The 20539-nt window shown below is 34.2% G+C and carries 16 protein-coding genes; 11 read left to right on the top strand and 5 right to left on the bottom strand.

The genetic code is table 11. The annotated features are described in order from the left end of the window. Window positions 1-78: 78 nt before the first annotated feature. Complete coding sequence (gene fbp / locus ACQUQZ_RS08645) at window positions 79-1071, bottom strand: class 1 fructose-bisphosphatase (protein WP_435354479.1); 993 nt, start codon at window positions 1069-1071, stop codon at window positions 79-81. A gap of 389 nt (window positions 1072-1460) precedes the next feature. Between fbp and ACQUQZ_RS08640 the strand changes: the two genes are divergently transcribed. The 7 genes from ACQUQZ_RS08640 (at window position 1461) to ACQUQZ_RS08610 (ending at window position 8275) form a co-directional block, all read left to right on the top strand. Beyond that, window positions 1461-2207 carry an acyl-CoA desaturase gene (locus tag ACQUQZ_RS08640; protein ID WP_435354478.1) on the top strand — a complete coding sequence of 249 codons (747 nt, stop codon included), beginning with the start codon at window positions 1461-1463 and terminating at the stop codon, window positions 2205-2207. Window positions 2208-2428: 221 nt separating this feature from the next. Beyond that, entirely contained in the window at window positions 2429-3877 is a 1449-nt protein-coding gene (locus tag ACQUQZ_RS08635; RefSeq protein ID WP_435354477.1) for a peptide MFS transporter, read from the top strand. A gap of 124 nt (window positions 3878-4001) precedes the next feature. Continuing rightward, window positions 4002-4787, top strand: a complete 786-nt coding sequence (locus tag ACQUQZ_RS08630) for a PASTA domain-containing protein (RefSeq protein WP_435354476.1) — start codon at window positions 4002-4004, stop codon at window positions 4785-4787. A 21-nt stretch (window positions 4788-4808) separates the two neighbouring features. Continuing rightward, complete coding sequence (locus tag ACQUQZ_RS08625; protein ID WP_435354475.1) at window positions 4809-6752, top strand: T9SS type A sorting domain-containing protein; 1944 nt, start codon at window positions 4809-4811, stop codon at window positions 6750-6752. Between the two features lie 82 nt (window positions 6753-6834). Next, complete coding sequence (locus ACQUQZ_RS08620) at window positions 6835-7143, top strand: rhodanese-like domain-containing protein (RefSeq protein ID WP_435354474.1); 309 nt, start codon at window positions 6835-6837, stop codon at window positions 7141-7143. 158 nt (window positions 7144-7301) lie between these two features. Further along, window positions 7302-7772: an NADH-quinone oxidoreductase subunit A gene (locus ACQUQZ_RS08615; RefSeq protein ID WP_435354473.1), complete on the top strand. Its 471-nt coding sequence runs from the start codon at window positions 7302-7304 to the stop codon at window positions 7770-7772. Then, window positions 7769-8275, top strand: coding sequence for an NADH-quinone oxidoreductase subunit B (locus ACQUQZ_RS08610; protein ID WP_435354472.1), 507 nt, complete (start codon window positions 7769-7771; stop codon window positions 8273-8275). The genes ACQUQZ_RS08615 and ACQUQZ_RS08610 overlap by 4 nt, the downstream gene beginning before the upstream one ends. A 55-nt stretch (window positions 8276-8330) precedes the next feature. Here ACQUQZ_RS08610 and ACQUQZ_RS08605 read toward each other — a convergent pair whose 3' ends face one another. The 3 genes from ACQUQZ_RS08605 to ACQUQZ_RS08595 all read right to left on the bottom strand — a co-directional run bounded on the left by ACQUQZ_RS08605 (window position 8331) and on the right by ACQUQZ_RS08595 (window position 14945). Next, the gene (locus ACQUQZ_RS08605) at window positions 8331-11621 is read right to left on the bottom strand and encodes a UvrD-helicase domain-containing protein (protein WP_435354471.1); all 3291 of its coding nucleotides are present in this window, start codon (window positions 11619-11621) and stop codon (window positions 8331-8333) included. An 860-nt stretch (window positions 11622-12481) separates the two neighbouring features. Beyond that, entirely contained in the window at window positions 12482-13195 is a 714-nt protein-coding gene (locus ACQUQZ_RS08600; RefSeq protein WP_435354470.1) for a hypothetical protein, read from the bottom strand. Between the two features lie 22 nt (window positions 13196-13217). Further along, complete coding sequence (locus ACQUQZ_RS08595) at window positions 13218-14945, bottom strand: IlvD/Edd family dehydratase (protein ID WP_435354469.1); 1728 nt, start codon at window positions 14943-14945, stop codon at window positions 13218-13220. A 313-nt stretch (window positions 14946-15258) separates the two neighbouring features. Between ACQUQZ_RS08595 and ACQUQZ_RS08590 the strand changes: the two genes are divergently transcribed. Next, window positions 15259-16521 (top strand): DUF937 domain-containing protein, encoded by a 1263-nt coding sequence (locus ACQUQZ_RS08590; protein ID WP_435354468.1) that lies wholly within the window; start codon window positions 15259-15261, stop codon window positions 16519-16521. Between the two features lie 75 nt (window positions 16522-16596). Here the strand turns inward: ACQUQZ_RS08590 and radA are convergent, their stop codons facing one another. Next, window positions 16597-17976, bottom strand: a complete 1380-nt coding sequence (radA, locus tag ACQUQZ_RS08585; RefSeq protein WP_435354467.1) for a DNA repair protein RadA — start codon at window positions 17974-17976, stop codon at window positions 16597-16599. A gap of 299 nt (window positions 17977-18275) precedes the next feature. On the opposite strand from radA, the gene ACQUQZ_RS08580 reads away from it, so the two are divergent. The 3 genes from ACQUQZ_RS08580 (at window position 18276) to ACQUQZ_RS08570 (ending at window position 20471) form a co-directional block, all read left to right on the top strand. Continuing rightward, window positions 18276-18884 carry a porin family protein gene (locus ACQUQZ_RS08580; RefSeq protein ID WP_435354466.1) on the top strand — a complete coding sequence of 203 codons (609 nt, stop codon included), beginning with the start codon at window positions 18276-18278 and terminating at the stop codon, window positions 18882-18884. A 108-nt stretch (window positions 18885-18992) separates the two neighbouring features. Then, window positions 18993-19898 carry a DUF6454 family protein gene (locus ACQUQZ_RS08575; protein ID WP_435354465.1) on the top strand — a complete coding sequence of 302 codons (906 nt, stop codon included), beginning with the start codon at window positions 18993-18995 and terminating at the stop codon, window positions 19896-19898. Between the two features lie 69 nt (window positions 19899-19967). Continuing rightward, entirely contained in the window at window positions 19968-20471 is a 504-nt protein-coding gene (locus tag ACQUQZ_RS08570; protein WP_435354464.1) for a hypothetical protein, read from the top strand. Window positions 20472-20539 lie beyond the last annotated feature (68 nt).

Below are 20539 nucleotides of genomic sequence, written 5' to 3'. Positions count from 1 at the left end.
CATAAATGCAATTTTATGAAATGATTTTGCTCATATTTAAAAAAGATAATCATCTCATTATAAAGCAATTAGTCTATTCTAAAAGTGTAATAACAAATCATTAACCATATTTTTTGACCCAACATAAAAAGGGCTTCTTTGATGTAATTCTCTTGGCACAATGTCCAAAACATCTTGGTAACCATCAGTCGAGGCAGCTCCTGCTTGTTGTGCAATAAATGCCAATGGATAACATTCATAAAGCAGGCGTAACTTACCTTGAGGGTATTTTTTTGATTCAGGATAGAGATATATACCTCCCTTCAAAAGATTTCGGTGAAAATCAGCTACTAACGAACCAATATAGCGACCTGCATATTCTTTCAAATGACAATTGACAATATACGAACGAGCCGCACTTACAAAATCATTATAATTTCCCTCATTTACAGAATAAATACTTCCATCAGCAGGGCTACATATTTCGTTATGCGATAGAAAAAATTCACCTAATGAGTTTTCATACGTAAAAACATTTACACCATGCCCAGTTGTATAAACCAAAATAGTTGAAGAACCATAGAGAATATAACCTGCCGCCACTTGGCTGCGTCCTCCTTGCATAAAATCCTCCAAAGTTGCCTTTGAACCGATGGGTGTAACTCTACGATAAATTGAAAAAATTGTTCCAATCGACACATTAACATCAATATTTGATGAACCATCGAGTGGGTCGATGGCAACCACATATTTGCCATTATCATTGTCGGTATAAGTAATCTCATCTTCCTCTTCGGTAATAACTGCACAAACTTCCCCCCCATTTTTCAAAGCCCTTAAGAACCGAATATCGGCAACAACATCTAATTTTTGTTGGTCTTCGCCTTGTACATTTTGGCTTCCAAAAGCCCCAGTAATATCAACTAATCCTGCCCGGTTGACTTCACGATTAATGATTTTTCCTGCAAGAGCAATGTCTCTTAACAACTGAGAAAGTTCACCTGATGCAGCAGGCATGGCACTTTGTTGACGCTTGATGAAGCGGTCAAGGGTTACGCCCACGGGCATTGCAAGAGTCTCTTGCTTGGTCATGTTTTTGGTCTCTAAGCGAATCATAGCACAAAAGTATAAAGTGAAAAATTGCGAAACAAATATTTTTAGCGAAATTTCGCTTAATTTTTAAAAATCTTAGATTAATACAAATATTTTTAATAAAATTTACTAAAAAGCATGAATTCCATAAACGCAATATTTATCTGATTTTATGAATTAAATAGAAGTAAAATAATAAAAAAATATTGTTTTAACACTCCTGTACACTACTAAGTAATAATAAAATATGGAAAAACAGTAAAATAACAATAAGTAAATTATTTGAATAGTTCAATTTGCTAAATTTACAGAAAACTGATTTTCGTCATAATTTTAGTATTGGCAAGCACTTATTTTTGTACTTTCATATCACCTATAAAATATTTACAATGGTTATTTTAGTTTTTTTCTTGTGTCATTGGTACTTTTCAATCTTGATGCAAACCTTTTTTTTACACCGTTATGCTTCTCATCAGATGTTTACGATGAATAAATTTTGGGAGAAAGTTTTTTACACACTAACCTTCATTGCACAAGGTTCATCTTTCCTTAGTCCAAGAGCGTATGGTATTATGCACCGCTTGCATCATGCACATGCCGATACAGAAGAAGACCCACACTCACCAAGCTATTCGAAAGGAATTTTGGATATGATGTGGAAAACCAGAATAATTTATAATAGAATTTTACATAACCAAGATTCAGTTGAAGCGAAATTCAAGAAAGGAGTTCCCAATTGGAAATTTATGGAATGGTTTGGCGACCGTTGGTTGGTTAGATTGGCTTGGGGTGTATTTTACACATTATTCTACATTAAATTTGCTACAGCATGGTGGATGTTTTTACTTTTACCAATCCATTACTTAATGGGGCCAATTCATGGCGTAATTATCAATTGGTATGCACACCGTTATGGCTATGTAAATTTTGAGGTTGATGATACCGCTAAAAATCTTTTGCCTCTTGATTTATTAATGATGGGCGAATCATACCATAATAATCACCATAAATTTGGAGGTAGAGCTAATTTTGGCATTCGTTGGTTTGAAATAGACTTGACATATCCATTGATTAAGGTCTTAAATTCTTTAAAAATCATTAAATTAAAGCTAAATAACGACTTGAAATATATGTAATTTCAAAAAACTTTGATAAACTCCAAAAACAATAAAATGATTCGGTGGTGGTACGCAATCTTGTGTATCACCATTTTTTTGTTCATTTTTTAACTATTTTTTTGTTTGCTAACACAATTTTTATCATTTTGCCGTTAGTGAAATCATGATGCTTTAGATTTTCAACAAAATAGGCATTACATTTGAAAAATATTCATCATTACAACCAAAACCTAAACTCAATGCAAGAAAAGAAATTCTTCGGACACCCCATGGGACTTATGGTGCTGTTCCTAACCGAAATGTGGGAGCGATTCAGCTATTACGGCATGCGAGCCATCTTATTTTTATACTTAACAAAAGGAGCAAATGAAGGGGCATTAGGGCTTTCCGAAAAAACGGGCGGAGCAATCATGGGGCTTTACATGGCTTCTGTTTATTTGCTTACTTTACCTGGGGGATGGATTGCTGACAATATTTTAGGGCAAAAAAAAGCAATCTGGTACGGAGCTATTTCGATTATGATCGGCCATTTAATATTGGCAATTCCAGGTTCACCCGAAATATTCTTCTTAGGATTGGCAACTGTAGCCATCGGAACTGGCTTATTGAAGGCAAATATTAGTTCAATTGTTGGAGAATTATATCCAGAAGGTGGAGCAAGACGTGACGCAGCATTTTCTATTTTTTATTTAGGAATCAATCTTGGTGCATTCCTTGGCATGTTTGTGGTAGGTTATCTGGGTGAAAAAGTTGGTTGGCATTATGGTTTTGGAGCGGCTGCATTTGCCATGCTTTTTGGGGTAATCAATTTCAAATTTAATGGTAAATATCTCCAAGGTGTGGGCAATGCTCCTACACAAAAATCTTCTTATACCTATTTATACGTTGTCATTGCAGCTCTTGTTTTGGTTGGAATTTTATTGGTATCAGGTGTATTAGATAGTGTTTCGCTTGCTCAATATATGAAATACATTATTGTTGCAATCACTATTTTATACTTCGCTTATATTGGATTAATAGATTCTACGCTTACAGTTGTAGAAAAGAAAAGAGTAGGTGTACTTTTTATTTTATTTATTGGGATCTCAATTTTCTGGTCGGGTTTTGAACAAGCCTCTACTACCCTAACAATATTTGCCGACCGCCATACTGACCGCAGTTTCTTGGGCATGGAACTACCTGCTTCATGGCTTCAAAATGCCAATTCGATGTTTATTTTGATATTCTCGGCTCCAATGGGGGCTTTATGGATTTATCTCAATCGCAAAAACTTGAACCCAAGTGTACCAATCAAATTCGGCTTAGGACTCTTACAAATGGGTTTAGGATTCTTTGTTATGTATTTGGCAGCACAAAGAGTATTAGATGGCTCAATGGCTGGTCTTGGGTGGTTGGGACTAACTTATATGTTTCATACCCTTGGAGAGCTATGTATTAGTCCTGTTGGCCTAAGCTCATATACTAAACTTGCTCCAAAAAAATATTATAGCCAATTAATGGGATTATGGTTTGTTGGGGCAGCGTTGGGAAATTTAATTGCTGGGTTGTTTGCAGGAAACTTCGACGAAAGCAATGTTGCTGCCATGCCAGAATTATTTCATCAGGTATTTTTGATTGGAATGGTATCAGGCTTGATTTTAATTGTTTTATACAAGCCAATAAAAAAATGGATGGGAGGCATCGAATAAAATCTTTGCTATTTTCGATAAAAACCCTTTTTTTTGCTGAATATTTCTTTCTAAAATCTTACAGGATTCGATTTGTTGCACCGTTTAAATCCTGCAAGGTTTATAGCTTTCAAACCCATAAAAAATGGCAAAATTTAGCACCAATTCAAAAACAGATATTTTCGTACACATTGGCATTATCATTGCCCTGTTTTTGATATTATTCTTTGGATTTTTCTTTATTTATTTACCTTGGAGTACTAACCATGGTCAGTCAATCACCGTTCCAGATTTAAAAGGCTTGACCATGGAAGAAATGGAAAAAGCTCTTGATGATCGTGACCTCGACTACGAAGTAAGCGACTGCACATTTGTGGCAGGAGCAAAACCACTTTCGATTTTGACACAATATCCTAAAGCAGGTTCGAGTGTGAAAGAAGGTCGTAAGATTTATTTGACTATTGTCACCGAAAAAGCTCCGATGGTGAAAGTTCCTGATGTATTGGGTCGCTCAACGTCAAGTGCAAAAAATCAATTGTTATCTGCTCAATTAGTAGCTGGACAATCTGAAATTATTGCTGCTTTGGAAGAAAATACGGTTTTAAGGATGAAATATAATGGGCAAGAAATTAAGCCTGGCATGCTGATTCCTAAAGGTTCAACGGTAGTATTTGTGGTAGGAGATGGCTTAGGTGATCAAATGATTGAAGTACCAAATTTGGTTGGAATGGCTGCTGATGAAGCAGAAATTCTGGCTTCTGGTCAAAATTTAGGTTTAACCAAACGTTACGTAGGAATTGTTGAAGGCTATGAAGCTGGTGTGATTATCAAACAAAGACCATCTTCTGAAGGAAATAAAATTCGCATTGGTGACGTTATTGATGTAGAGATTTCAGGAGATGACCCCGCTGGAACACCACCCAATCAATAATGTGAAAACGATTAATTTTATATGAATATTTTTAAAGCCAACAGACCTGTAAATATTTGCAGGTCTGTTATTTTATTACTTGTTCGGTATATTGACGAATTACGAATGACGAATGACGAATTTTTGTTCTCTAAAAAAAACATTGGTAATGATGGTTCCTCACTCGAATCATTCGTCATTCGTACCTCATCACTCCTCATTCGCAATTTTATACTTTTTTTATTCTTCACACAAACTACTTATAGTCAAAGCATTACACTTCCTTTTTTTGATGATTTTTCACAAACAAAAGGTTCTCACCCTGACCCCAAACTCTGGATCAATGGTGGTGTTACTATCAACAATACATTTTCGATTAATCAACCCTCAGTGAATATTGCCAGTTTTGATGGAAAAAATTCGGCAGGTTTACCTTATGATTTTACCAATAAATTGGCTTATGGAAGAACCGATTCACTGACTTCTCGGCCGATTGATTTATCAACTTCACTCCCAGTTGATTCAGTTTATTTAAGTTTCTTCTGGGAAGCCCGTGGACTTGGAGAATTGCCTGACAGTGATGACACGCTCATGGTTTCATTTTTGGATAAAAACAATAAATGGATACCCGTTTGGAAACAACAGGGTATATTAGAAAATGTCTTTAAACAAAAAATCATTCCTGTAAAATCATTAGATTTCTTTCATAAAAACTTTCAGTTCAGGTTTGAAGCTAAAGGCCGACAATCTGGTGCTTTCGATACTTGGCATATTGACTTTATATATTTGAACAAAAACCGCCGATTTAAAGATGTTTATATCCAAGATGTTGCTTGTCGAGCTATCAATGATACCTATCTAAAAAGATATTCTGCCATGCCTTTAAAACAATATTTGGCCAACCCAACAGCAGAAGTCAATCCAACAATGAATGTAGAAATTAGTAACCTTCAAAAAACTGCTCGTATTGTCAATTTTACTTGGCAGGTCATGGATACACTTTCAAAAACAGTTTATGCCAATAATATTGGAGGAAATGAAACAATCACATCTCCCATAACCAAAGCAAAAACTAATAAAGTTGATGTAATTACTAATTTCAAGCAAAAAAGTGCGGTACTGAAATTCAAACAAACGATTACTTATGAAAAATCGGATGTTATTAATTTACCCGACTCAACCAATAATATTCCCGAAAAATACCTTACTGCCAATGATTCAATCTCAACTTATACTATTTTAGATGATTTTTATGCTTATGATGATGGCACAGCAGAAACAGGTGCTGATTATGACCAAAGTTTGGGCAAAGCTGCTGTTCAGTTTGTATTAAGTAAACCCGATACACTTGGAGCTGTACGATTCAATTTTAGTCCTTATTTTAAAGATATTTCGGGTCAGTTTTTTCAAATTCAAATACTTGAGAGTGCGGGTGGAAAACCAGGAAAAATCCTTCATCAGCAATCAGCTAAAATCAAATATTCGCCAGAAATCAATGGCTTTACAGAATATCAACTTGATTTAAACATTGCTGTAAAAGATACTTTTTATGTTGCTTGGAGCAAAGTAAATGAAGATGTGGTAGCCATTGGTATTGATAAAAACACGCCTCAATTTTCCGATAAGATTTTTTATAATAATGGTAGTATTTGGTTACAAAATACATCTCTAAAAGGCAGTTTGATGGTACGCCCTGTAATGGGTTTTCGTAAAGCAAGTAATGGACAAAACAATGTAGTGACAGCCACTGAAGTACCACTGGAAGATAAATTTATTGTTGCCCCCAACCCTACTTCAGGTTTGATTAAATGGAATGTAGCAGGAATCAAAACTGTGAGTATTTTTGATATATCAGGACGAGAGATTTTTTCAAAAACAGTTGATAGTCAAGAGCTTAATATTGAAAATCTTCCAGCAAATACTTATTTTATAAACTTTTCAGATGGAAAAAAGAATTTTATTCGTAAGATTGTGGTTCTGCATTAAAGTAGGATTCAGATTTTAGAAATGTAGGATATAGGTAAAGAATGTGTATTTTTACTTCAATAAAGCATAAAGCAAAATAATTATGGACAAAAATTATGACATCACAGTTGAGCAATTAAAAGAATTACTCGAAAAAGACGAAACTATCAATTTAATAGATGTACGTGAAGAACACGAATATGAGGATGATAATTTAGGTGGAATTCTCATTCCATTAGGCGAAGTTCCTGACCGTCTTGGTGAATTGGAAGGCATGAAAGGGCAAGAAATTTATATCCATTGCCGAAGCGGTGCAAGAAGTGGACGAGCAAAAAACTTCCTTATTTCGCAAGGTTTTGAAAAAGTACACAATGTTTTGGGCGGAATTATGGCTTATCGTGATATGGAGTAAAATATTTACGAATGACGATTTAAGAATTACGAATGGTATACTATTTGCCAATAGTTTTCCAGAATTCATCTTTTATTGAATTCGTAACTCGTCATCCTTTATTCGTCATTCATAAATTGTCATTCGCAAATTACAATCATAAAATTGCAAATTCTTCTATGCTCTCAGACTTCGGAATTATACTTTTGGCCATTCTTTTAGCAGCAATGATGATTACCTTGATTTTTGGTATTTCATGGCTGCTTCGACCTAAAAAACCAAATGAAGAAAAACTGACTACTTATGAGTCGGGAGAAGATCCAATTGGAAATGCCAATGTGCAATTCAATATAAAATTCTATATTGTTGCTTTAATTTTTATCCTTTTTGATGTTGAATTGGTATTTTTATTCCCTTGGGCAACTGTTTTTGGGAATAAGGAATATATTCAACAAACCAATGGCCTTTGGGGTTGGTTTACACTTGTTGAAATGTTTATATTTATTGTAATTTTAGCACTTGGCTTGGCTTATGTTTGGGCGAAAGGACATTTAGATTGGATAAAACCAGATTTACGTACACCTAAATTCAAGAGTAAAGTTCCGATAGAAATGTATGAGCAAGTCAATAAAAAATATACTGACAAATGAATTTTGATACACTTGAAAAAGAAGTACATATAAAAACAGGCGAAAGTGAAGTAATTTTAACCTCACTCGACGAACTGACCAACTGGGCAAGAGCCAATTCGTTATGGCCATTAGGTTTTGGTTTGGCGTGTTGTGCCATTGAAATGATGGCAACTTATGCTTCCAACTACGATTTAGAGCGTTTTGGTGTTTTTCCTCGTAACTCACCTCGTCAAGCAGATTTGATGATTATTTCTGGAACTGTTACTTTCAAAATGGCTGATCGTATTCGTCGTTTATATGAACAAATGCCTGATCCAAAATATGTTATTTCGATGGGAAGTTGTTCAAATTGTGGTGGCCCTTATTGGGAGCACGGCTACCATGTTGTAAAAGGTGTTGATAGAATTATTCCCGTTGATGTTTATGTTCCTGGCTGTCCTCCACGTCCAGAAGCTCTGATTGGAGGCATTTTGAAATTACAGGAAAAAATCAAAACTCAGACACTTTCAGAAATAAGTTAGAGTAATGTATGTTTTGAATTTATGCCAAATAATAGAAATTCTTTGTAAGTGACACTTACCTTACTGAAACCACTTCATTCGATTCCAAATAAACCAATAGCATTTCTACCTTTTCAAAGCCCATTTGTTGGTATAATTTACCGTAATTTTTAATTTGCTCGGCATATTTATGTTGCATTTTTGGATCGTTACTTTTGCCTGTTTTATAATCTATAATATGTACAATGCCCTCTTTTATTACCACCCTATCAGGTCTTTGAATATCGCCATTAGGCAATAAAATCTCTCTTTCATTTTCTATTTGTAGGCCTTCTTCAAAAAGTGGTTGTAATTCGGGCAAATTAATTACTTTTTCTATGGCATCTCGAATATCTTCCCCTTCTTTTTGACTAATAATTCCTTCAAATTCTAAGGCTTGAATGGCTTTTGTCACATCTTTTTTTGTTTTAATTTTAGCAAATGCGGCATGTACTTTATTTCCTCGATCTTTGCTTTTATCCAATGTTTCAGGGTCAAATATTTTATCAGATGTTCGGCGTAAACGTAGTTTATCACTTCTATCTTCACTGATAATTTTATGTAAACGTATGACTTCTTTCACTTCAATTTTTGGAGTAAATTTCTTAATAAAACTTCCTCGATTAATTTCATAAATATTAACTTCTGGGTCATATTTACCTGCTGACTCTAAGAAATCTTTCATTAATTCTCCTACTCCTTGTACTTTATTGTAATGATTTTTCTGCGAAAGTACAAAGAGTTTATCTGCCGCACGAGTAAATGCCACATACAACATATTGAGGTTTTCGAGGAAAGTTGCTTGCATTTCAGACTCATATTGGTCTGATAACTCAGTCATACCCAACTTATCATTGAGTTTAATGGGCGATGCCAATAACTTCACATTACCCTCTTCTTTTTCGTGTATAAACTCTTGATAATCAAGTAATTCTAAATCTCCCCAAACTTCTGAATAATTATTTGGTTTGAATGACCACTGTGCATAAGGAATGATTACAACTGGGTATTCTAAGCCTTTAGAGCGATGTATAGTAGTAATGGTAACAGCATCCTGCTCAGAAGGCGACTTCACAGAAAGGGCTGAAGAATCTTTTTTTTCATCCCAAAACTTCAAAAAGTCTTGTAAATGATTACTTTCTTTTAAGCTATAATTTAAAACCACATCTAAAAATCTAAATAGATATGATTTTCGATCGGTTCGCTCAAAAAGTCCAAACGTATGAATGATTTTCTCGGTCAATTCATAGATACCAGCTTTATTTAACGTAATGGGATTGAGTTCAAAACCATGATTAGAAAAAAGTAAGTAAAACTCCGAAATATTTGGAGCATCAACGGCCAAGGCAATTAAATCATTTGCCTGATTATCAGGTATTTGCCCTAAAATAGTTTGGTAAAATAAATAAGAAACTTCAGATTTGGCCAAACGATTATCAGGCTGATTAACTACCCGCATAAATGCCACCAATAAACGAACAATGGCAGAGTTTTTTAGTAAAAGCGAATCACGAGAAATGATATTATAATTGGCATCAGTCAAAAAATTTGCCATTGCCGAAGAATCTTTATTTCTGCGACAAAGAATGGCAATATCTCCCTGAGCATACCCTTCTTGCAAAGCCAATTCAATCAATTCAACCGTGCGTGAAAGCATCAAATCTTCTCCTTTTACATACTCCAAAAATTCGATTTGAATTTGTCCACCAACCAGTGCTTTGGGAGGTATTTCTTGCAAATAATCTGAATAAACATCTGGCAAGAAGGAATAAGTCGGCGTGTATTTTTCAAGGATAGAAGCGAAAAATCTATTGTTAAAATCAATAATTTCTTTGGCACTTCGATAGTTAGTTGTGAGTGATTTAGAATTGATATACTGAGCTACTGAAATGAACTGTTCAACCTGAAAATCTTGCACTAAAACACTGTTCATCAATGGTTTAACATCACCTTTGAATAGATATACGATGAGTTCCATCTTACCTCCACGCCAGCGATAAATGGCTTGTTTGGCATCACCCACAATGAGGTTGAAATGATTATTTGCCAACGAGTTTTCGATCAATGGCAGTAAATTATAAAACTGCATATCTGAAGTATCTTGAAACTCATCAATCAATAAATGATTGTATCTTTCACCAATTCGCTCATAAATAAAAGGAACAGGCTCAGACAGAATAATTTGTAAGATTTTTCTGTTAAATTCTGCAATAAAAACTTGGTTTTTCTCGTCCAAAACTTCATCAAACTCCTTTTTGATTTTCTTCAATAAAGATAATTTCCGAAGGTTGGGTTTCAGCAAATTGAGTAGCGTATATTTTTTAAGGTTTTTCTCCTTAAACTCCTGCATTTCATAAAAAATCTGCCTTAAATCTTCTTTGATTGAATCAACAGCAGCTTGAATTGGTATTGGTGTTTTGGCAGCATACCATTTATCGTCATTGATGGCTGCCCAGTGATAAGAATTAGGCGATTTATCTCTTTTTTTATAATATTCTTCCTCAAAATCTTCTCTCATATTATAAAAATATCCGCCAATACCTTTTGCTTTTTGAGTAAAATCATCAACGCTAAGTCCTTGATTTTCAATATATTGTATTCCTCTTTCGGCTAAATTTTGTATTTCATTTTCAAACCATTTGAGATAAGCGTAGATATTATTAGAAATCGCCCAAAAGTCTTTGGGTTCGAGATTATCTAATTTTATAAGTGAAGCATAAAATTGATCATTGATGAGGTGATTCCCAAATTTTGCCAATTCATCAGTCACAAAATTCCAACTTTGTCCATCATTTACTTTTTCACCGATAAAATTTTCCAAAATTCGAGTAATATCTCTGTGTTCTTCATCGCCTGCTTTTTCAATCAATCGCTCAACGGCTTCGGTCATCACTCGGTCGGTGTCAAGTACAATTTCATAGTTGAAGGGTAATCCTAAATCTTCTGTAAAAGCACTTACCAATTGATTAACAAAACTATCAATGGTTTTCACCGCAAAGTCAGAATATTCTTGAATAATATGATTAAATACTTCAGCCGCACGAAATTGTATCATATCTTCTGGAAGTTTCAGTTCATCAACAATCATCTGAAACATGACCCAAAACTTTGAATTTTCATTAAAGTTCGTCAAATCTGATATTTCTTTGAGTGCCGACAGAATCCGCTCTTTCATTTCGGCTGCTGCATCATTGGTAAAAGTAATTGCCAAAATTCGCTTGTAATAATACGATTTATCACTTCCAAGAGCCAATTTCAAGTATTCTTTGGTAAGTGTAAACGTTTTTCCCGACCCCGCTGAAGAACTATATATATTAAATTTTGACATGATTAAGTTGAAGAACTCTATATTTAAAATGTGGCAATTGGAGAATAACTGATTATTGAGTCATTAAGTTACCCTTTATTTCTTTTAATTGTTTGAAAAAACTTATCTGTATATCTAATCTTCATTGAAATCTCTATTCCGCTTTCTATTATAATCTATCATTCCATAAAACATCATACATTTTGAAATTACAAGTATAATTCTGCTAAAAATATAACTCCAAAATTTATTTTCTATAAAAAGATAATTACTGTACAATAAACTAATGTAAATAAACAATATCAGACTTAAAGTAATCCAAAGTTTTTTTTCATAATTGATGGGCAAAAAAGTAGATAATAAGCAAGCATAAGAAATTGTCAAGGTAAATACCAACTTTAATATGGCAAAAGAAGTTGTTAAAACTGGGTATAGAGTCAAAAAGTAATAGACTATTGGAAAAACAAAAAAGAGAGGGATTAATTTTTTAAAAAAATCATCACTTAATTTATACGAAATTTTTGCACCCATCAATCTAAAAACATAAATCCATAATAGAAAAACCAAGATATTTAGGCAATAAATCAAATCCATGCCTTCCTTCAGTGTATAGAAGTAATAGATAGGGGTAATAATAATAGCGAATAAATTACTAATTAGAAATATTTTTTGAATGAGGTTAAACTGTTTTTTTTCTTCTTGATAATACCAAATCACAAATAGGACAGCAGATAAAATTTTGAAAAAATTGACCCAAAAGGCATCAAATAGCTGTTTTTCTTCTATAAAAGCAAGACTTTCACATAGAAGTAGTAGAAAAATGATGGAAATGTAGGTAATGTTTTTTTTCATTATTATCCTTAAAGGTATAAAAATCAAAATCAATCACTTCCGACTGAACTTAAAGGTTTCGATTCACCATAACAAATCATACCATAAATCATCATACACTTCGATGCCACGGTTAAAGTTCTGCTTACTGGATATGCCCAAACAAGATTTTGTAAGAAAGTGTGAAAACCATTGAGAATATTCACAATAACTAATAATATGACTCCAAAAATTAGCCAAAACTTCTTGTCTTCCTTAAGAGGTAAAAAAGCGGATAAAACTGCAGTATATGAAAAAATCAAGATATAAACAAGCACAATAATGGCATAAATACGAGGTAGTGCTTGATATAATGAAAAGTAATAATAAAGAAGGGGCAAAACAAAAAAAGCTGGTATTAATTTTTGTAAAGTCTGATTATTATCCTTTAGGGTTATTGATGCTCCTAAATGCTTGAAAGCATAAATCCAGAGCATCAATATACCCATATTGATAAAAATATTAATAATAATTGCTTCTTTTTCTGGAATCAAATAAGACGAAAGAGAAACAATAATTGGTAACAAAATACTAATCAAGAATGCTTTTTGAATACGATTAAAATTTCCCTTTTGATTAATATAATACCAAGTACCCATCAAAATTAATGATATAATTCTACAATTATTTGTCCATAGTGAATCTTGATGGTTGAGTTCGTGCAAACCAATTTCACCTATAAGCACTAAAAACACTATAATAATAAAACCAATATTAATCTTCATAAAGCAATATTAAAAACAATCATTAATGCGATTCACGCTTCACTTCATGGCCTGATTTTCCAACTAAAAAGTCTAAATCTGCACCTTTATCTGCTTGCATGACAGTATTAATATAGAGTTGCGTATAACCTCGGTCATAGCCCAAATCAATCGGTTTCCAATTTTTACGTCGCTCGGCCAATTCTTCATCTGAAACATGTAAATGAATCGTACGATTTGGCACATCGACTTCAATTTCATCACCATTTTGCACTAACCCAAGATTCCCCCCCACTGCTGATTCTGGCGAAGCATGGAGAAATACTGTTCCATAAGCTGTTCCACTCATCCGAGCATCAGAAATACGTACCATATCAGTAATACCTTTTTCAAGCAATTTTTTAGGTAATTGCATATTTCCAACTTCTGGCATTCCTGGGTAGCCTTTTGGCCCAACATTTTTCAAAACCATCACCGAAGTTTCGTCAATTTCCAGATTTGGGTCATCGATTCGAGCGTGATAATCTTCAATGGTTTCAAAAACCACTGCTTTCCCTTTATGTTGCATCAAATGAGGTGAAGCAGCCGAAGGTTTAATTACAGCTCCATTTTCGCATAAATTCCCTTTTACAACGGCAATCCCTCCTTCACGTAGAATTGGATTTTCTGATGTTGCGATTACATCTTCATTCCAAATTTTAGCACCTTTCGAATTATCAACTAAACTTTTTCCATTGACAGTTATCGCTTCTTTATGTAAAAAACTGGCCATTTCTTTGATAACCGCAGGCAAGCCACCAGCATAATAGAAATCTTCCATCAAATATTTGCCCGATGGCATCAAATTGAGTAAGAATGGCATTTTACTACCAATATCATCAAAATCTTTGAGAGTTAAATCAACGCCAATCCGCCCTGCAATTGCCAATAGGTGCAAAACCAAATTGGTAGAACCACCCACAGCGGCATTCATCATAATGGCATTTTCAAAGGCTTCACGGGTCAGTACTTTTGATAAACTGAGGTTTTCTTTCACCATTTCAACAGCACGCATTCCTGACATGTGAGCCAACACTTTTTTACGAGAATCGGCCGCAGGAATTGCAGAAGCCCCTGGAAGCGTTAGACCCAAAGATTCAACCATTACAGCCATTGTCGAAGCCGTTCCCATTGTAGAACAATGTCCAACACTTCGACTCATGCAAGATTCTGCCTCTTCAAATTCTTCTGGAGTCATTCGGCCCATTTTCAAATCATCAGCAAAACGCCAAACATCAGTACCCGAACCAATCGCTTTTCCTTGAAAACGCCCATTAAGCATGGGTCCTCCAGGCACAACGATGGTAGGCAAATCGCAACTCGCAGCACCCATAACCAACGATGGAGTAGTTTTGTCGCACCCTGTCAATAAAACGATGGCATCAAAAGGATTTCCTCGAATACTTTCTTCAACACTCATTGAAGCTAAATTACGATAAAGCATTGCAGTTGGACGAATGATTGTTTCGCCTAAAGACATGACTGGAAATTCTAAAGGAAAGCCGCCTGCTTCATAAACACCATTTTTTACAACTTGAGCTAATTCTCTAAAATGACCATTACAAGGTGTGACTTCTGACCATGTATTACAAATACCAATTACTGGTTTTCCTTTGAACTGATGAGCAGGATACCCTTGGTTTTTTATCCAACTGCGGTAAATAAAACCGTCTTTTCCTTCCTTCCCAAACCAATCTTGGCTACGTAAATCTTTGTTTTCTTGCTTTGACATATTATATTTTGTAATTTTAGGTAGTCTATATCCTATAGACAAAGGTTGAATTTTTTTAATTAAAGACGCAATAAATAAATATACAAAAAACAACTTATTTTTGTAAGGAGTTTATCAATTGATTATCAAGCGTTTAGACTGTGTTTTTTCGCCTTTTAAGTAATAAATTTCCTTTTTTCTACGCACCTTTTTTGGGAGGAGTTTTAGAAAAAAGAAGAAATTTCTATCAAAAATCCTTACTTTTTTGTTGTTTTGCACCAATATTATAAATTTTGTAGGAAAGTATTACGAATAATCAAAAAAAAATAAAAATATGAACTTATTTGATACGTTGAACGAGGCCCTGAATGAAGAAGTTGTATCAAAAATTGCCAAACTTTCTGATGAAGACCCAGAGAGAACGAAAAAAGCGTTAGATGGTATTTTTTATACATTAGTTGCTGGTTTAGTTCGCCGAACAGGTAGCATGATGAGCGTAAGTATGCTCTACAATCAAGTACAAAAAGGCAATCAAGGAGGAGAGTTAATTGGAGACGTGATGTCTTATTTGAATAAAAAAGATAAATTAGATACGATATTAAAAACTGGTGATGGTTTGGTCAGCCAGATTTTCCCAGCCTATAAAAGTCCATTGGTAAGTATGATTGGTACTTATGCTGGAATCAAAAAAAATTCTTCTACGATGTATTCAAGCTTAGCTGCCCCAATTTTGATTGATGCAGTAAGCAAAGAAATTGACACGAATAAATTGGATGTTGATGGTTTAATCAACTTTTTAAGTGAACATCATGAGCCACTATTCAAAAAAGCTCCTGAAGAATTATTAGAGAAAATGATTCCTCAGTTAGGACTTCAAGAATTACAATCTTCTAAATTTGCCTCCGCTAAAAAAAGTGTTTCTGCTAAACCTGTCTCTATTAAAGGTAAAACACCTCAGGAAGAACCAGCGATTGTAGATAATAGAGAAGAAGAAGAAGCGTCTAAATCTCCTCTTCCAATCAAATGGATTGTTATTTTCCTTATTGTTGCCATTATTGTTGCTGGGGGCGGTTATTGGTACAAAAATTATTATGAACCTACTAAGACTGAAATACCTGCTGAAGAAGCCATTTTGCCAGCAATTGATTCATCGTCAATGACAACCGATAGTTCAATTATTGATTCAACAAAAGCAAAAGTTGATACAACTACTAAACCTTCATTGAGTTCAAACGAACAGTTTAGCTCTTTCGGTGAACAGGTCAATGCTTACCTCAATGATAAATCTAAACCTAATGGACAGGTGTTTCCTATGACTAATGTTGCTTTTATAAGAGGTTCGCAGGCATTAGATTCAGAGTCTGATTTGATTATTGTTGAATTAGCCGATTTAATGACTAAATATCCAAAGATGCAAGTTCAGGTACAAGGACACTCAGATAATGCCATAGGAACTGACAATAAAAGTATGGCAACTAAAAGAGCTTTTAGCATTAAGAAAAAACTAATGGCAAAGGGTATCGTTGATACACGCATTGATGCCATTGGTACCGGAGGTGGTGGCAACGGAGCTGATATTAAGATTGTGACAAAATAAGATTTGATAATAAGAGATACAAAAAAATGCAAGCCTACCGACTTGCATTTTTTTGTTGTATAATCACAAACTTTATTAACCAAAAAGCTCACTAAAGATTTCTTCCAACTTACTAGCAGCAAAAATTTGGATTTTATATTGCTTAGTATCTAAGCCTTTGAGGTTATATTTTGAAATAAAAATTTTCTTAAACCCTAATTTTTCTGCTTCTGAAATGCGATTATCAATACGATTGACAGCTCTCACTTCACCTCCTAAACCAACTTCAGCTGCAAAACAACATGAACTAGGAACACTAATATCTTCATAAGATGATACAATCGACACGCAAATTGCTAGATCAATAGCAGGGTCTTCTACTTTTAATCCTCCAGCTATATTCAAGAAAACATCTTGTGTTCCGAGTCGAAACCCACCTCGTTTCTCTAAAACTGCCAATAACATTTGCATACGTCTGCTATCAAAGCCATTACTTGTTCTTTGTGGTGTTCCATAGGTAGCTACACTCACTAGCGATTGAATTTCAATGAGTAAAGGTCTATTTCCTTCAAGCATGGCAGCAATGGTGATACCACTTAAATCTTCTTCACGCTGAGAAATTAAAATTTCAGAAGGATTGCTTACTTGCCGAAGTCCACTGCTTTGCATTTCGTAAATTCCTAATTCTGAAGTGCTTCCAAAGCGATTTTTGGTTGTTCGTAAGATTCTATAAGTCATGTGACGGTCACCCTCAAATTGCAAGACAGTATCAACCATGTGTTCCAAAACTTTTGGACCAGCCAAACCACCATCCTTGGTTATATGCCCAATCATAAAAACTGGAATATCAGATTCTTTAGAAAACTTCATCAATTCAGCAGCACATTCTTTCACTTGCGACACACTTCCTGCACCCGATTCAATCAAAGGAGAAGCCAAAGTTTGAATCGAATCAATAATTACAATATCGGGTTCGATAAGTTCTATTTGCCTAAAAACATTATCAGTTGATGTTTCATTCAAAATATAACATCTGTCATTGACGTAATTCATTCGCTCGGCACGCATCTTAATCTGTTGTTCGCTTTCTTCACCCGAAACATATAAAATCGTGTAATCTTTCAGACTCAAGGCAATCTGCAACATCAAAGTTGATTTACCAATACCTGGCTCTCCGCCTATCAAAACCAATGACCCAGGTACGATTCCTCCACCCAAAACTCGATTCAATTCGTCATCTTCTGTTATAATTCTATAACGCTCTTGCCTTGTGATTTCGGTGAGTGTTTTTGGTTTATTTGCACCTTTTGGTGTACTCGAAGAAGTAAATTTCCAATTTCCTTTTTCAGGTTCATCTTTAGTCAGTACCTCTTCCACCATTGTGTTCCACTCGCCACAAGAAGTACACCTACCGAGGTATTTTGGTGAGCTAAAACCACAACTTTGGCAGAAATATGCCGTTTTTATTTTTGCCATTTATACTTTTAAATTTATTTTTAGTTTCTAAGTTCTCACTAAATGCACATGTTTGAAACTTGTACTACAATTTTGTTAAACTTCTGTTAATAAAATACGAATTTGCTAATAATCTACGTTAATTCCACAAAGCAATCAAAGATTAAATTTACTAATATCAAAAGTATATTAGGTTAATCAAGTTTAAAATCTCTAACTTATTCATTTGTAACAGCCACCTATTTTCAAATTTTAAATTAATTTCTATGTCAAAACAATTATATTTATTTAAGTTTACTAATCATTTAACAAAAATTGACATGAAAAAAATCACGATTCTTAGTCTTTTTGCTCTTCTCTTTGTGGTTTCCAGTACGTATGCACAAAAAGGTTTCCAATTAGGAATCAAAGGTGGGGTTACATTTAATCAAATCACTACTGATGCAGGCTCACTTGGAAAAAATATTTCGCAAAGCTATGATACAAAAACTGGCTATGTTGTTGGTGTCTGGGGGCGTTTTGGCGACAAAGTTTTCTTACAGCCAGAACTACTTTTGGCTCAAAAAGGAGGGACGATTGATATACAAAACGTTGGAAAAGTAAAGTTCTCATATAGCAATCTTGATGTGCCTGTTTTAGTGGGTTTCCGTGTATTAAAAATATTTAGAGTCAATGCAGGGCCTGTTGCTACTTTCAAGCTTTCGGAAGACCAAAAATTAAAAGATGCTTTAAAAGGACTTACAACAAATGATGAAGCTATCAAAAATGCTTCTTTTGGCTACCAATTGGGCGTTGGCGTAAAGCTATTAGGTATTAATCTTGATTTAAGAAAAGTGGGTAGTTTATCTGAAATTTCAGCACTAAATATGAGTAGTAATCAATTTAAAGATTCGGGTTGGCAATTTACTGTCGGTTTTAAGATAATCTAATGAATGAGTCTATCTGTTGGTTTACTATAAAAAATCTCTCCAATTGGGGAGATTTTTCGTTTTTAGCAAATTCCTTAAAAATCAATATATTTGCCTAAAACATTCCAAATGAAAAATATTTCAGGTATCATTTTTTTTCTTACAATCTCTTTTTCTATCAATGCTCAATTCAATCATTTGACAGAAAAAATACAAAGCCTAACTCCCAACACCATGTGGCAGCAGAAAAAAGCTATTCCACTACAATTTCCAACCTATCATCCACAAGGAATGGTAAAAATTAAAAATTTCTTCTATATGAGTTCTGTTGAAGTAATTAAATCTCCGAAAAATGGAGATGCTGGTGAAGGGATTGGGCATTTGTTTAAATTTGATTCTACTGGTACATTGCTCGAACAAATAACTTTGGGCGAAGGAAATATTTATCACCCTGGCGGAATTGACTATGATGGTAAAAACATTTGGGTTCCAGTGGCAGAGTATCGCCCTAATAGTAAATCTATCATTTATAAAGTTGAGCCAATATCCTTAACGACAACAGAAGTTTTGCGTTTTGATGAACATATTGGAGCAATTGTACATAATACCAATGCTAATTCCTTGATAGGAATGAGTTGGGGTTCAAGAAATTTTTATGAGTGGCGGTTAAATTCTAAAGAAAAAGTAAAGAACAAAGCTGATTTGCCTAATAAATTACGCATTAAAAATCCTTCCTTTTACATTGATTACCAAGATTGTCATTTTGTCGGTCAGAATCAAATGCTTTGTTCTGGTTTTCAGAAATATACTCCGACAAATGGTACAGTTTTTCGCTTAGGCGGATTTGAATTAATTAATCTATTGGATAAACGTCCTATCTATCAAATACCGATAAAATTATGGTCGCCAAGTGGGTTAGCCATGACTAATAATCCTTTTTGGGTTGAATCAACTACCCAAGGCATCAAAGCTTATTTTGTTCCTGATGATGACAAAGCCTCCACACTTTTTATTTATGAAACTAATCTTCGGTAATATTTATCTTGGTTTATTTTTGAAAAAACTTTTACATTTGCCTAAATCACAAGCAAAAACTATAAAAAAATGACATTACAACAACTTTTTCAACGTATTGGCGAAAACCCCAATTTTTTACTTTTTTACTTTTTAGTCATCCCATTTGCGGCTTTGATTGCAGGCATTTTAGGTAAAGGAGAAGGGCATCTTTCACCGTGGAAATATCTGTATGCCACCTTAATTTATTTGGTAAGTGTGCCAGGGATCTTTGCAGTGGCACTCAATGCCTATTTCTTTTTGTTTCAAAGAGGTGATGTGATGCAAACGGATGTTTATTTACAAATACTACCGATAATAGTAATGGTTGTAACAATTTTTGTGATTCGTAAAAACGTAGATTTAGCTCTTGTGCCAGGTTTTGATAAAATATCAGGATTATGGTTTATGCTTTTTAGCACTATGTTTTTAATGTGGTTATTGGAAAAAATTCATATTGTCGTTTTTTCGTATCTACCTTTTCAATATTTATTGGGTGTTTTTGCTATTCTTTTTGTTTTGATTTATTTAGGTTGGCGAAGATTCGTAAAATAGTAGGACGGAGTTCCTACAAAAAAAAGGCCTTACTAAATTTTTCAGTAAGGCCTTTGTGTTTTCTCTAT

Origin of the sequence: Emticicia sp. SJ17W-69, assembly GCF_051209875.1 — a bacterium.
Taxonomy (GTDB): Bacteria; Bacteroidota; Bacteroidia; order Cytophagales; family Spirosomataceae; genus Emticicia.
This window is presented reverse-complemented; position numbering and strand designations above follow the sequence as displayed.